Origin of the sequence: Campylobacter concisus (assembly GCF_050447445.1) — a bacterium.
GTDB lineage: Bacteria > Campylobacterota > Campylobacteria > Campylobacterales > Campylobacteraceae > Campylobacter_A > Campylobacter_A concisus_BI.
Genome location: NZ_JALMFW010000001.1, coordinates 480,001 through 494,443 on the forward strand (window position 1 = coordinate 480,001; position 14,443 = coordinate 494,443).

Below are 14,443 nucleotides of genomic sequence, written 5' to 3' on the forward strand. Positions count from 1 at the left end.
TTATTTTTTACCTTCATAAAAGACTAGATCAAAGCTATTTTTTCTTTTTACGAGCGATCTTTTTGTGCTAGTTTGACTAGTAGCTTCGTGCAATTTTTTATTTAGCTCATCAATAGTTGATTCTAAATCGTCAATTTTTTCTTTCAACTGAAGTATCACATCAACACCGGCTAAATTTACACCTAGTTCTCGTGTTAAATTTAGTATAGTTTTTACGCGGTCAACGTCTTTTTGCGAGTAGAGCCTCATCTTGCCATCTGTTCTTGATGGCTCGATAAGTCCCTCTCTTTCGTATTGTCTTAAAGTTTGTGGATGTATGCTTAAAACCTTTGCAACAACGCTTATTAAAAAAAGTGGTTCTTCATAATTTTGCATTTTTTACTCCGGTAATTTTTCTTTTAACTCTTTTACTAAGCCTTCATCAAGCTCACTGATATTTGGAAGTTTTACCCTGGCCTTTAAGTAAAGATCGCCATAAATTCCGCTCTTTCTATTTTGCACGCCATATCCTTTTAAACGAATCTTTGTACCTGTTTTTGAGTTCTCAGCGATCTTAATCGTGACATCTTTTTTGTAAGTATGTACATTGACTTTTCCGCCAAAAAGCATAGTTTTTAGTGGAATTTCTATATCTTTATAAAGATCATCTCCGACTCTTTCATATTCGTCGCTTGGCTCAACGCTAATGGCAAGTATAAGATCACCTTTTTGACCACCAGCGCTCTTGCCTTTGCCTTTTACACGAAGTTTCTCGCCACCTTCTATGCCGCTTGGAATTTTTATCTTAATGCTTTCGCCATTAAAATTTATCTTATGTTCACCACCAGTTACAGCCACGTCAAAGGGTATAGAAATTTTTGCATTTACGTCTAGATCGGCTCCACCAAAGCCAAATCCACCACTACTAAATCCGTCAAAGCCTCCAAAATTACTACCAAATCCACTGCTAAATTTAGCTCCACCGCCACCAAAGCCACCTGAGAATATATTCTTTAAAATTTCATTTAGATCGCCCATATCGGCTGAGCTACTAGCAAAGTCGTGGAAATTTTGACCGCCAAACATAGTATCGCCGTACTGGTCGTATTGAGCTCGTTTTTTATCGTCACTTAAAATTTCATAAGCAGCATTTATCTCTTTAAATTTATCTTCTGCTCCAGGGTCTTTGTTGATGTCTGGGTGATATTTTCTGGCAAGTTTTCTATAAGCTTTTTTTATCTCGTCGCTTGAGGCACCCTTTGAAACCCCTAAAGTCTCATATAAGCTTTCACTCATATATTCTCCTTATATTTTTTTGATACGGATTATATCACAAAGCTTTAGTCTATGCAAGTCAAGTTTATTTTTGTTTAATAACAAGAAAAAGTGTTAAGATTTTATTTTTTCACTATATTTATAATTTGCAAAAATTTTTAGTTTAAAGGAAAAAAATGAAAAAGATTGTGCTAATTTCATTAGTAGCAGCTTCTTTTTTAGTGGGGGCTGATATTAAATTTAATGAAGCTAACTCTAATATCACGAGAGTCTCGCCACTTAGCGATAAAAATAGCGTACTTTCTTATTATGACTCGATCGCTCAGGCAAAGCTTTCAGTTGTAAATATCTCAACTACAAAAACGGTAAATAACGCTGGTATTGAGCAGATGTTTAATGACCCTTTCTTCAATGAATTTTTTGGATTTAACTTTGCAAAACCAAAAGAAAAAGAAAAAACTACTTCGCTTGGCTCTGGCGTTATTATCTCAAATGATGGCTACATCGTTACAAATAACCACGTTATAGAAGATAGCGATCAAATAGTCGTAACTCTTGCAAATGGTGGCAAAGAGTATAAAGCAAAGCTAATAGGAAGTGATCCAAAAACCGATCTAGCCGTCGTAAAGATAGAAGCAAACGGACTAAACGCGATCACTTTTGCGGACTCATCAAAGTTGCTTGATGCAGATGTCGTATTTGCAATAGGTAATCCATTTGGCGTTGGTGAAAGTATCACTAAAGGTATCATTTCAGGGCTAAATAAAGATAATATCGGCCTTAATCAATATGAAAATTTTATCCAAACAGACGCCTCTATAAACCCAGGAAATTCAGGCGGCGCTTTAGTTGATAGCAGAGGATATTTAGTCGGAATAAACTCGGCCATACTTTCAAAAAGTGGTGGTAATAACGGCATTGGCTTTGCTATCCCATCAAATATGGTCAAAGATATCGCTAAAAAGCTGATAACTGACGGCAAGATCGAGCGTGGCTTTATAGGCGTTACGATTGCAAATTTAACTGATGAGCAAAAAGAGCTTTACACAAATAAAGAGGGTGCTTTAATAAGTGGTGTAGAGCAAGGCATGCCAGCAGATGAAGCTGGACTAAAAAGAGGTGATTTGGTTATATCAGCTAATGATAAAGCTATCAAAAACGCAAATGATCTTAAAAATTTCATTGGCTCACTAACTCCAAATAGCAGCGTTGATATAACTTACGAGCGATCAAATAAAATAATGAATGCAAAAATCAAGCTTGCAAACGCTGATCACAATTCAAAAGACATAGCAAAAAGCATTATCATCGAAGGACTTAGCGTTAGTAATCTAAGCGATGAGATAAGATATAAATACAAAATCAGCCCAGATACTCAAGGCGTGCTAGTAACTGATGTAAAATCTGGCTCAAAAGCTGAAGACTTTGGCTTTGAAAGAGGCGACGTGATCGTACAAGTTGGCGAAGAGAGCATAAAAGATCTTCAAACATTTGCAAATACAATCAAAAATACAAAAGGCAAAAAGACACTAGTGTGGATAAATCGCGGCGGTATTATACAAGGCCTTGTTATAAAATAATCATCCAAGAGCTGAAATTTCAGCTCTTAACCCTTTTAAATTTTTAAAATCTTAATCTGCTATAATCCTTAAAAATAAATTTACAACAGGAAAGATCATGACTAGAATTTTAATGATAGAAGATGATATGGAGCTTGCTGAAATTTTAACCGAATATCTAGAAAACTACGATATTGAAGTAGTAACTGCTGAAGAGCCATATATCGGACTATCTACGTTAAATACAAGTAAGTTTGACTTAGTGATACTAGATCTTACATTGCCTGGTATGGATGGATTAGAAGTTTGTAAAGAGATTAGGAAAAATCACAATATTCCTATTATCATATCAAGTGCAAGACATGATATAACGGATAAGGTAAATGCTCTTGATAATGGAGCGGATGATTATTTGCCAAAGCCATATGACCCACAAGAGCTTTTGGCTCGTATCAAAAGTCATCTAAGAAGGCAGAGTATCACCCCAGCAAGTGAGGCGAGAAATTTAAATAAAGACCTGGTTTTAAAAGAATTTGAACATGAAATTTTATTTAAAGGCAGTGTCTTAAATTTAACTGCCGCAGAATACGATATCTTAAAATATCTACTTTTAAAAGAGGGCGGAGCGGTTACTAGAGAGGAACTCATCTACAATTGCGAGAGCATAAATGAAGATAGCTCAAACAAAAGTATTGACGTCATCATCGGCAGGATTCGCCAAAAATTAAATGAAAATCCAAAAGAGCCAAAATACATACACGCTATCCGTGGTATCGGCTATAAATTGGTTCTTTGATGCCAAGATCGTCTATTTTTATAACCATAACTTTTATCTTTGCCCTTGCGCTCGTTTCGATATTTCTAGCTTTTTTATGGCTCATGGGCTTTGATAAGCAAAACTATACAAGAGAGCTAAATAACAAATACTCAAACGTTGCTAGGACAAATTTATTTTATATGGGTGGCATCATAAATAAAGCTCAGTACGACCGCCAGCTTTCAAACATCGATATGCCAGAGATCAAAGACGAGAAGAGAAAAGATGAAATTTTAAAGCAAGCGACCGTTTTAGAAGAAATTTCAAGCGATCTAGGTTCAAGTGCGATCTTGCTTTATGACAAGCACCACTACTTAAGGATTGAGCATTTAGACGAGCTAAAACTTTTAATGGATAAAGAATTTCAGCCTTACAGATACGAGGTGATAAAGGCTGTCTTTTTGGTGGTTGCGGTCATTTTGCTAGGTGCTTACATTTTTGTTATCTATAAAATAAAACCGCTTAGAAAGCTAAAGCGTCAGATCGTAAAATTTGCAAATGGTGAGCTTGATGGCGTACAAAATGTTGGCAACGGCAAGGATGAAATTTCTGAAGTTTCTGAAGCATTTTATGAGGCGGTTTGTCAGATCAAAGCTCTTAATGACTCAAGGCATCTTTTCTTAAGAAACATAATGCATGAGTTAAAAACCCCTATCACAAAAGGGCTAATCGCCGCTCAAATGATAGAAAAAAGCAAAAATCAAGAAAGGCTAATCTCTGTCTTTCACAAGCTTGAAAATTTGATAAACGAGCTTGCGGCGATCGAGCAGATAACATCAAAAATAGGACTTAGTAATAAAACGCCATGTTTTATGAGAGATCTCATCGATGAGGCAATCGATATAGCCATGGTAGAAAAAGAGTGTGTTGGTGTCAGCGAGCTTGATGAGGTTAGGGTGCTTGTTGATTTCAAGCTATTTTCAGTCGCTATAAAAAATATGATAGACAATGGCATAAAGTACTCAACTGATAAGCACGTAAATATCGTTGTCAGCAAGGATCATATGAAATTTATAACCCAAGGCGAGAAGCTAAAAAATGATCTTGACTTTTATATCCAGCCATTTATTAAAGGAGAGGATACGCAAAAGAGTTTTGGCCTAGGTTTATATATAGTTAGCAATATACTTGATGCTCATGGACTTAAATTTAGATACGAATATAAAAACGGAATGAATGTCTTTGTTTTTGAAAATTTACAAGATATAATAGTGACTTAAATAAAACATAATAAACAAAAAAGGGCTAAAAATGGCAGCAAAAATTTTCTCACCAGTTGATATCTTATCAATAATAGATCTTGAAATAGCTTTTATAAATCGTTATAAAAATGTAAAAGATTATGCAAAAAATTTATCTTTGATATATTTTTCTTTGCCAAGCACTAAAGAGTATAGTGAACTATTTGAAAAATTTTTAAGACAAACTGATGTTGTTGTAAGAGAAAATGAGCATTATGTGGTTTTGCTTCATGGAACAAACGAAAGAGGAGCTAGTGAGCTATTATCTGGTATTCAAGAGTTTTTAAACGCTGAGCCAATTGATTTGATAGTAAGCTATCCAAAAGACGGAAGAAATGCTAAAGAGCTTACTACTAAGCTTCAAGATGAGATAAAAGACAATTATGGCGTATTGCTTGAAATGCTTTCAAATCAAGAAAAATTTGAAGCTTTTGAAAGCATGATTTAATATAATTTTGTGGAGTTTGTTTGGAGAATTTACTACTATTTTTTGCGGTTTTGCTTATAACTAGCATTTTTTTAAGTAAGATCTCTGATAAATTTGGAATTCCGTCTTTAATAATATTTTTAGGCGTTGGTATGCTAGCTGGCTCAGATGGGCTGCTCGGTGTAAATTTTGATGATCAAGTGATCGCTCAAAATGTCGGCATGCTGGCACTCATATTTATACTTTATGCTGGTGGGCTAGATACTGATTTTGCAGCGATTAAGCCTATTTTTGGCAGAGGTTTAGCGCTCGCCACACTTGGCGTTTTCTTAACCGCGCTAGCCATCGCTCCAGTTGCAAAATATCTGCTTGATTTTACTTGGGCGGAAGCCTTTTTGCTAGGTTCTATCATCTCTTCAACAGATGCAGCTGCGGTATTTGCCATACTAAGAGCTAAGAAAATTTCACTTAAAAATAGCATTGCGCCATTGCTTGAACTTGAATCTGGCTCAAACGATCCAATGGCGATATTTTTAACTATGACGATCGTTCAAATGATCTCATTAAATAGCACTCCAAGTGCGTCAGAGTGGGCGATTACACTGGTTAAGCAGTTTGGCATAGGTATCACTATGGGCTATTTATTTGGCGTTGCTTTACCAGCCATCTTTAATAGACTTCGCCTAAAAAGCTGGGGCCTTTATCCAGTTTTTTCTATCGCTTGGATATTGCTTTTATACACACTTTGCTTTAAGGTTGGTGGCAATGGCTACTTGGCTGTTTACATAGCTGGAATTTTTATAAATAAAAAAGAGTTTTCTCATAAGAAAAATTTAGTCGGTTTTCACGATGGTATCGCTTGGACGATGCAGATAGTTGTCTTTTTGACACTTGGTCTTTTAGTAAATCCATCCGAGCTTCCAGCAACGGCACTAATGGCGCTTGTTTTGGCCTTATGGCTTATGTTTTTTGCAAGGCCACTTGGTGTTTTTGCATCGCTTGCATTTTCAAAATTTAAGATAAATGAGCAAATTTTTATCTCCTGGGTTGGGCTAAGAGGCGTTGTGCCAGTTGTACTAGCTACCTATGTTTATGTCGATGGCGTGCGTGATGCGGATATGATTTTTAACATTATATTTTTTATGGTTTTGATTTCGATTTTGATACAGGGTATGTCACTTGGCTTTGCGGCTGATAAATTTAAAGTCAAAGAGAGTGAGCAAGAGGATGTTAAGGCAGTAGAAAACTCTCCGATCTTAGGTTATACGCTTCGCCAGCACACCATCCACTATGGCTCAAAACTAATTGGCAAAGATTTGGCTCAGCTTGAGCTTCCAACTGAGTTTTTAATAATCCTAATAAAGCGTAAAAATGAGTATCAAAAGCCGACTGGCTCAACAATCTTTGAAGAAAATGATTTGCTACTGATACAATGCGAAAATCAAGTGCTTTATCAAGATACGATTAAGTATTTGACTTATTAAAAATTTTTGATAAAAATTGCCACATTTTATTTCTCTTTGTAAATTTTAAAACTTTACTCACTCGCCTTAGCAGACTACTAAATTTAGGCTACACTTCGTTTAGCACTAAATTTAGAGCCGTGATATGCTCGCTTGTAAATTTTTAAAATTTAGTTGGCTTTAGACAAAACATATACGGTGTGGCCCATTTTAAGTGTATGAGAAAATTTACATTGATTTATTATTTTGATCAAAAGCATACAGAAGATTTAAAAGATGAGTTAAATTTCTAGCCCAAAATGAGCTAGAAATTTCTTTATTCTAAAGCTTGAGCTAAATCAGCTATCAGATCCTCGGCGTTTTCAAGGCCTATGCTAACTCTTATTAGCTCTTTTGTGATGCCAGCTTTTATAAGCTCTTCACTACTTAACTGCTGGTGCGTAGTTGAGGCTGGGTGCGTGATGAGCGACTTTGTATCGCCGATATTTACCACGATCTTAAAGAGTTTTACGCGCTCTAGCATCTTTTTTGCGCGCTCAAAGCTATCAGTCTCAAAGCAAAATAGTCCATTTGCCATGCCATCTTTAAAGTATTTTTGCGCCTTTGCGTGATCTACGTTGTCGGCAAGTCCAGGATAAGCCACGCTTTTTATATGTTTGTGATAGTTTAGAAATTTAGCCACTTTTAGCGCGTTTTGCGAGTGTCTCTCAACCCTAACAGCAAGCGTTTCAAGCCCTTGTATGAGCTGCCAAGAGTTAAATGGAGAGATCACGGCGCCGATGTCGCGCACGATGGCAAGCCTCATTCTTAGCGTGTAGATATCAAAACGATCCGTCATATCAGCATAGACGATGTCGTGATAGCTCGCATCTGGGACGTTAAAGTGCTCATATCTCTTGTTGCCTTTTAGCTTTTCGTTTAGGTGATTTGCGCTTACAACAACACCTGCTAGGCTAAGACCCTGACCGCTCATATATTTGCTAGCACTATGCACGCAAACATCGACACCGTGGCGAAGTGGCTGAAAGATGATAGGCGTTGGCACGGTGTTATCGGTGATGCTGATGATGCCATATTTGTTTGCGATTTCTACGATTTTTTCTATATTTGGGATAGAAATTTGCGGATTTGAAAGCGTTTCAAAAAATATAGCCCTCGTTTTATCATCTATCAAGTCCTCCAGATCATCAGCCGTGTCGCTGTCAAAGACTCTGGCCTCTATGCCAAATCTTTTTAGTGTGTGCGTAAAAAGTACTGTCGTGCCGCCATAAATTTTTTTGGCGATGATGATGTTATCACCTGCCTGGGCTAAATTTATGATGCTGTAAAACAAAGCTGACTGACCGCTTGCAGTCGCTATCGCAGCGGCTCCGCCCTCAAGCGCAGCGACCCTCTTTTCAAAGATATCTGTCGTTGGATTGCCAAGCCTTGTGTAGATGTGGCCGCCATCTTTTAGATCAAACCTAGCTGCGGCTGTCTCGGCACTTCCAAAGTCGTAAGCCGTGCTTTGAAAAATAGGCACAGCCATCGTGCCAAAGCCCTCATGTGTGTCGTAGCCTACGTGGATCGCAGCGGTTTCTTGCCTCATTTTTGCTCCTTATTTAAGTAATTTTGGCGTAAATTATACATTAGCAAAGCCAACATTTAGGGGATAAAATCAAATTTTGATATAATTTGCTAAAAAAAAAGGAAAAATTTGAACCAAGTCACGGACAAATTTAAGCGTGTAAAATATCTTCGTGCGCTAGAAAAATTTGCAAAATCAGCGATAAATGGGCTAAAAAGAGATGACTTTGACGAGGCTGAATTTCGTCAAAGAGTGGAGAAAAACGCGAAAGTCATCGAAAAAGTCGAGGCTGTCTATCTTGATCAGCCATACTCAAAGGCGCTAGAAAATTTTATAAATTTGCTTGTCAAAAATGCCCCAAAAGAGGAGCTTTTAAAGGCGGCAAATCTACTTGATAAGCTAAAAAATCAAAAGACATATAAGAAAGAAAAACATAAAAATAAATTTAAGGATGAGGATTGAAAGTAGTTATTTTTGATATGGATGGCACAGTGATCGATAGCGGCGAGGCGATATATAAAACGGTAAATGAAGTAAGAGATGAACTAAATTTGCCGCCACTTGAAAAAGAATTTATCATAAAAGCGATCAACGAGCCAGGTAGAAATTTGCCCCTTGAGTTTTACGGCATTGACACGCCAAGCAGGAGCTTGAAAGAGGGCTTTGAAGAGAAATTTAAGAAATTTTACGATGAGTGCGCGACTACATATGAGGGTGTAAAAGAGCTTTTACAAAAGTGCAAAGAGGCTCATTACAAAGTCGTTTTGGCAAGCAACGCACCGCACGATACGCTAGAGAAAATTTTAAAGAAAAATGAAATTTACGAGCTATTTGACGAGGTTATCGGCGCTAGCAAGGAGATACCACAAAAGCCTGATCCTGCGATGCTTCACCTAGCTGTTAGTAAAACTAAAGCTAGTAAGGCGATCTTTGTTGGAGATAGCCTAAAAGACGAGCTAGCAGCCAAAAATGCAAATATGCCTTTCTTGCAAGTTAGCTGGGGATTTGGCGAGGAGAGCAAAACTGCCACGTATAATGCCAAAAACGTTAGCGAGGCTTGGGAGATAATATTAAATTTTTAACTTAGTTTTAATTGGCTATAATCTTAAGAAATTTTCAAAGAAACAGCGATGATAGATATATTTGAGGGCAGTGCGAGAGATAAATTTTATGACATTTTGTTTAACGCAAATGCCGTTTTAGTTAAAAACGAGATAGATAAAATTTTTGAGAAATTTGTGGCTATGAGCGAGCTTTGTGAAAAGCATGGCGTTAGCGAGGACGAGATCAGAAATTTTATAGCCTCAGAGCAAGATAAAGTTTATAACGGAGTAAATGACCTATATATCGAGCTTAGCGGAGAAATTTTAAGCCAAAATGAGTAAGATTTTCGCGCTCATTGCTTTGCTTGCTGCTCTTGTCTTTGCTAAGGAGCCAAATTTTGACCCAAGTTCGGTGCATACATTTGAGCTTAAAAAAGATGAGTGGGCTAGGGTCTTTATAACTGAAAAGCGAACCCAAAGGGTTGAAACGTTTGACTTTCGTTGGACGTTATTTGATAGTACAAATATCACTGTGCAAAGCTTTTTTAGGCGCTATCCAAGGCAGATGGTCTTTTCGCTAAGACAAGGACAAAACACCTATATGCAGCGAGTTTTGCCTGATTTTACGATGCCGCCAAATGAGAGCGTAAGCCTTTATATATCATTTATTGATTTTAAGGATAAAAAGGCGCATTTTAGGGTGGCTCTGCTAGATGAGAGCAAGCGTGTGGATGTGGGTTTTAGAGATCCAGATGAGGCTAAATAGAAGGATAAAAATGGATAAAATCGATGAAATAATGGGTAAATTTATAAGCGAGCTTGGCTACAAAGAGGCGTTTGAGATGTTTTTAAAGATAAGCTCTGGCAAGAAGCTACGCTCAAGACTTCTTTTAAAGATCGCGGGCGAGAGTGAAATTTCACTTAAGCTTTGCGCTATCATCGAGCTCATCCACCTTGCAAGCTTGCTTCACGACGACGTCATAGACGAGGCAAATATAAGACGCGGCAAGCCAAGTATAAACGCGCTTTTTGGCGGTAAAAACTCAGTCATGCTAGGTGACATCCTCTACTCAAAGGCTTATTTTGAGCTTACAAAATTTGATCCAAGCATCGCAGCTGTCATCTCAGATGCGGTCAGCAAACTAAGCATCGGCGAGATGATGGATGTGAAAATGGCTGAAAATTTTAATGAAAACGAGCAAGAATATCTAAAGATGATTTATTATAAAACAGCTGTTTTGATAGAGGCCACGGCTATTTGCGGGGCAAAGCTAGCTGGCAAAGATAGTGAGAAATTTGGAATTTATGGCAAAAATTTAGGTCTTGCATTTCAGATAGTTGATGATATATTAGACATAACTCAAGATGAAAAAACACTTGGCAAACCAGCACTAAACGACTTTGTCGAGGGCAAAACGACGCTTCCATACATATATCTTTATAAGAGTTTGGACGAGGCCGGTAAGACAAAGCTTAGATCGCTTTGGGCAAAGAAGCTAAACGCGGGCGAAATTTCATGGCTAAAAGAGGAATTTATTAAGACAAATTCGCTTCAAAAAGCGGTAAATGAAGCAAAAAGGCTTGGGACTGAAGCGATAGAAGCGATAAAAGAGTATAAAAACGCTGAGCTTGAAGGGATCATAAAAAGCATGATAGATAGGGAATTTTAATGCACTATTTAGATATAAGTTTTACATATAAAAATACTGATATTTCAGTTAGAGAAAAGCTTGCATTTGATAGCGATGAGAAAAAAGAGCAAATTTTAAAACTACTAAGATCAAACAAAAGTATAAACGAATGCATGGTTTTAAATACATGCAACCGCGTTGAGATAATTGCAAGCGTTAGTGATCTAGAAAGTGCAACGACGCATGTATTTAGGTGTATGTCTGTATTTTCAGGTGTTTTTGAAGATGAGCTTTATGAAAGGGCCGATATTTATGAAGACAGCGGAGCCGTGCACCACCTCTTTGCCGTGGCAAGCTCGCTTGATAGCCTAGTCGTCGGCGAGACGCAGATCGTTGGTCAGTTAAAAAATGCCTTTAAATTTGCTTACGATAGCTCAGCTTGCGGCGAACAAATCAGTAAAATCATCCATTATGCATGTAAATGCGCTGCTAAAGTTAGAAACGAAACTCAAATTTCTAAAAACCCGATCTCCGTTTCAAGTGTCGCCGTAGCAAAAGCAAAAGAAATTTTTGGCACGCTTGAAGGTAAAACTGCTATCGTCGTAGGAGCTGGCGAAATGGGCGAGCTAGCAGCAAAACACCTAATCTCAAGTGGCGCAGAAGTCATCATTATAAACAGAAGTTCGGAGCGTGTTGAGCAGCTAGTTGATAGCCTTGGCGACAACGCTAGCTGGGATAGTATTTTAAAATTAAAAGAGTATGTAAATAATTACGATCTAATATTTTCAAGCACCGCAGCCCCGCACGCGATCATCACAAACGCCATAATCGAACCAAGAGAATTTCACAGATACTTTTTTGATATCGCCGTGCCAAGGGATATTGACCTTATAAATACGGAATTTATTAGCGTCTATACGGTTGATAGTTTAGAGGAGATAGTAAGGAAAAATTTAGCTCTAAGAGAGGAGCAGGCACAAAAGGCTTATTCGATCGTAGGTCAAGGCACAAGCGAATTTTTAAAAATTTTAAAAGAAGATATGAGTGTGCCACTAATAAAATCGATCCGCAAACAAGCTGAAATTTGCGCTAAAAACGAGCTAGAAAAAGCGATAAAAAAAGGATATTTAAAGCATAGTGATTATGAGGAGGCACAAAAGCTCATTCATCAAGTTTTTAAAGCATTTTTGCACCAGCCAACGATGAAACTAAAAAGTCTTGCGGACGAGGAGAGATCTAGCGAGCTCTCAAATGGAGTTAGATTTTTATTTGATATAAAAGAAGAGCAAAATTTTCAAGTGGGAGATATAGATGAGATTTAGTAAATTTTATGCACCAACGACCAAAGAAGCACCAAAAGACGCATCTTTGCCAAGTCATAAATTTTTAATAAGAGGTGGATTTGTCGAGCAGATAGGCTCTGGTCTTTATAACTATCTACCGCTTGGAAAGATCATGCATGAGAAAATTTCTCGTATCGCACGAGAGGAGATGGATGAGGCTGGTGCGCTAGAGGTGAGCTTTAGCGTGGTTACTTCAGGCGAGCTTTGGAAGCAAAGTGGCCGCTATAACGTCTTTGGCAAGGAGCTTTTACGCTTTAAAGATAGAAAAGAAAATGACTTTGTCATAAGCCCTACAAATGAAGAGGCAGCCGTTGCTTTGGTACGTGGCAAGGTGACTAGCTACAAGCAGCTACCACTAAATTTATACCAGATAAACACCAAATTTCGTGACGAGGCAAGACCACGCTTTGGATTGCTAAGAGGGCGAGAATTTACGATGAAAGATGCTTATAGCTTTCACTCAAGCAAAGAGGATCTAAAGCGTGAGTTTGACCTTATGGAGGCAACTTATAGTAAAATTTTTACCCGTCTAGGGCTAAATTTTAGAGCCGTTGAAGCTGATAGTGGAGCTATCGGTGGTAGCGGCAGTAAAGAATTTATGGTGCTTGCAAGTAATGGCGAAGATGACATCCTTTGCTGTGAGGCTTGCAAATACGCTGCAAATATAGAGGCTGCTAGGAGAAAAGCTAGAACAACCGATACTGAAGCGCCAGAGGCTGACGCGGCTAAATTTAAAACGCCAGACACAAAGACTATAAAAGGTGTGGCTGAGTTTTTTAAAGTTAGCGAGTTTTACTGCATAAAAGCTGTTATTAAAAAAGCTATTTATGAAGACAAAGAAGAGATTGTAGTCTTTTTTGTAAGGGGCGATGATGAGCTTCAAGAGACAAAGGCACAAAATGCTTGCAAGGCACTCGAACTTGTCGATGCTAGCGAAGAAGAGATCATAAAAGCTGGGCTTGTGGCTGGATTTTGCGGGCCGGTTGGACTAAAAGATGTAAAATTTTACATAGACAACGAGCTAAAAGGCGCAAATAATATGATATGTGGTGCCAACGAAAAGGATTACCACTTTGTTGGCGTTAGTGTTAGCGGATTTAACGAAGAGAGATTTAAAGACCTTGTAAAGGTAAAAGAGGGCGATAAATGCCCAGAGTGTGGCGGAAATTTAAAACTTAGTAAGGGCATAGAAGTCGGTCATATCTTTCAGCTAGGCGATAAATATTCAGCTGCGATGAATGCGACATATCTTGATGAAAACGGCAAGGCTAAGCCATTTTTGATGGGCTGCTACGGCATCGGCATCAGTAGACTAATAGCCGTAATGATAGAGGCTAACCACGACGAGAAGGGCTGCATCTGGAAAAAAGAGTGCGCACCGTTTGATGTCGAGATTATCATTTCAAATTTAAAAGACGAAGAGGGCGCAAAATTTGCATTTGAACTTTATGAGAGCCTTAAAAAAGCTGGCGTTAGCGTCATCATCGACGATAGAAACGAGAGATTTGGCGTTAAGATGAATGATTTTGAGCTTATCGGCTTCCCTTTTGCGCTACTTGTAGGTAAAGAATTTGCAAATGGTAAGGTTGAGTTCATAACAAGAGATGGTTTAAGCAAAGAAACGATTGGTGCAAACGAAGCCTTTAAAAAGATAAAAGAAAGCTTATGAGATTTTTTGCATTTTTGTTTTTTTTGATAGAAGCGATATTTATCTATCTTTTTGTTGATAAATTTGGCTTTTTAAACTACTTTCTTGAGGTGCTGGTCTCTGGATTTGTAGGCATTGCGCTTCTTTTAAATGCTGGATTTTCTAGTCTAAATTCGCCTCAAGTGGCGTTTAAAAGCTTTCTTGGCGGAAATTTGTTTAGTCAGTTAGGGCTTAGCTTTGGCGGAGTGTTGCTCTTTTTGCCAGGAATTTTAACAGATGTTTTTGGTCTTGCTGTGGTCGTTTTTTCTTTGATATTTAAGAAAAATGTGGCAAAAAACGAGAGTTATCAGGAGTTTAAATTTCAAAATTTTAGCGAGCGTGCCCCAAGAGAAAATGAGGGCGAGATCATAGACGTTGAGGTCGTTGAAGAGCCAAAAAGAGTAAATTAGG

At 37.9% G+C, this 14,443-nt stretch carries 16 protein-coding genes; 13 read left to right on the plus strand and 3 right to left on the minus strand.

What is annotated here, in order from left to right; all coding sequences use genetic code 11:
* On the minus strand, positions 1-375 hold the full coding sequence (locus MTT30_RS02480; RefSeq protein ID WP_072594938.1) for a heat shock protein transcriptional repressor HspR: 375 nt from the start codon (positions 373-375) through the stop codon (positions 1-3).
* Between the two features lie 3 nt (positions 376-378).
* Complete coding sequence (locus MTT30_RS02485) at positions 379-1,275, minus strand: DnaJ C-terminal domain-containing protein (RefSeq protein ID WP_087578683.1); 897 nt, start codon at positions 1,273-1,275, stop codon at positions 379-381.
* A gap of 155 nt (positions 1,276-1,430) precedes the next feature.
* On the opposite strand from MTT30_RS02485, the gene MTT30_RS02490 reads away from it, so the two are divergent.
* The 5 genes from MTT30_RS02490 (at position 1,431) to MTT30_RS02510 (ending at position 6,782) form a co-directional block, all read left to right on the plus strand.
* Positions 1,431-2,834 carry a Do family serine endopeptidase gene (locus tag MTT30_RS02490; protein ID WP_429800866.1) on the plus strand — a complete coding sequence of 468 codons (1,404 nt, stop codon included), beginning with the start codon at positions 1,431-1,433 and terminating at the stop codon, positions 2,832-2,834.
* Positions 2,835-2,931: 97 nt separating this feature from the next.
* The gene (locus MTT30_RS02495) at positions 2,932-3,609 is read left to right on the plus strand and encodes a response regulator transcription factor (protein ID WP_087578684.1); all 678 of its coding nucleotides are present in this window, start codon (positions 2,932-2,934) and stop codon (positions 3,607-3,609) included.
* A complete protein-coding gene (locus MTT30_RS02500; RefSeq protein ID WP_072594942.1) occupies positions 3,609-4,850 on the plus strand; it encodes an ArsS family sensor histidine kinase in 1,242 nt (413 codons plus the stop codon). Before MTT30_RS02495 ends, MTT30_RS02500 begins: the two co-directional genes overlap by 1 nt.
* A gap of 31 nt (positions 4,851-4,881) precedes the next feature.
* On the plus strand, positions 4,882-5,319 hold the full coding sequence (locus MTT30_RS02505; protein ID WP_149707333.1) for a pyridoxal-5'-phosphate-dependent protein: 438 nt from the start codon (positions 4,882-4,884) through the stop codon (positions 5,317-5,319).
* A 20-nt stretch (positions 5,320-5,339) separates the two neighbouring features.
* The gene (locus MTT30_RS02510) at positions 5,340-6,782 is read left to right on the plus strand and encodes a potassium/proton antiporter (RefSeq protein ID WP_429800867.1); all 1,443 of its coding nucleotides are present in this window, start codon (positions 5,340-5,342) and stop codon (positions 6,780-6,782) included.
* Between the two features lie 295 nt (positions 6,783-7,077).
* Here the strand turns inward: MTT30_RS02510 and MTT30_RS02515 are convergent, their stop codons facing one another.
* Entirely contained in the window at positions 7,078-8,349 is a 1,272-nt protein-coding gene (locus MTT30_RS02515) for an O-acetylhomoserine aminocarboxypropyltransferase/cysteine synthase family protein (RefSeq protein ID WP_429800868.1), read from the minus strand.
* 108 nt (positions 8,350-8,457) lie between these two features.
* Between MTT30_RS02515 and MTT30_RS02520 the strand changes: the two genes are divergently transcribed.
* From MTT30_RS02520 to MTT30_RS02555, 8 genes are read left to right on the plus strand one after another with little or no spacing between them, the layout of a single operon-like run.
* Complete coding sequence (locus tag MTT30_RS02520) at positions 8,458-8,790, plus strand: hypothetical protein (RefSeq protein WP_107952509.1); 333 nt, start codon at positions 8,458-8,460, stop codon at positions 8,788-8,790.
* The gene (locus MTT30_RS02525) at positions 8,787-9,410 is read left to right on the plus strand and encodes an HAD family hydrolase (protein ID WP_107952507.1); all 624 of its coding nucleotides are present in this window, start codon (positions 8,787-8,789) and stop codon (positions 9,408-9,410) included. The genes MTT30_RS02520 and MTT30_RS02525 overlap by 4 nt, the downstream gene beginning before the upstream one ends.
* A gap of 48 nt (positions 9,411-9,458) precedes the next feature.
* Positions 9,459-9,713 (plus strand): DUF2018 family protein, encoded by a 255-nt coding sequence (locus tag MTT30_RS02530; RefSeq protein ID WP_012001636.1) that lies wholly within the window; start codon positions 9,459-9,461, stop codon positions 9,711-9,713.
* Positions 9,706-10,137 carry a hypothetical protein gene (locus tag MTT30_RS02535; protein WP_072594949.1) on the plus strand — a complete coding sequence of 144 codons (432 nt, stop codon included), beginning with the start codon at positions 9,706-9,708 and terminating at the stop codon, positions 10,135-10,137. Before MTT30_RS02530 ends, MTT30_RS02535 begins: the two co-directional genes overlap by 8 nt.
* Positions 10,138-10,147: 10 nt before the next feature.
* On the plus strand, positions 10,148-11,041 hold the full coding sequence (locus MTT30_RS02540) for a polyprenyl synthetase family protein (protein WP_429800869.1): 894 nt from the start codon (positions 10,148-10,150) through the stop codon (positions 11,039-11,041).
* Positions 11,041-12,324 carry a glutamyl-tRNA reductase gene (gene hemA, locus MTT30_RS02545; protein WP_429800870.1) on the plus strand — a complete coding sequence of 428 codons (1,284 nt, stop codon included), beginning with the start codon at positions 11,041-11,043 and terminating at the stop codon, positions 12,322-12,324. The genes MTT30_RS02540 and hemA overlap by 1 nt, the downstream gene beginning before the upstream one ends.
* Positions 12,314-14,014 carry a proline--tRNA ligase gene (locus MTT30_RS02550; protein WP_429800871.1) on the plus strand — a complete coding sequence of 567 codons (1,701 nt, stop codon included), beginning with the start codon at positions 12,314-12,316 and terminating at the stop codon, positions 14,012-14,014. Before hemA ends, MTT30_RS02550 begins: the two co-directional genes overlap by 11 nt.
* Positions 14,011-14,442, plus strand: a complete 432-nt coding sequence (locus MTT30_RS02555) for an FxsA family protein (RefSeq protein ID WP_107686461.1) — start codon at positions 14,011-14,013, stop codon at positions 14,440-14,442. Before MTT30_RS02550 ends, MTT30_RS02555 begins: the two co-directional genes overlap by 4 nt.
* The last annotated feature ends 1 nt before the right edge of the window (position 14,443 follow it).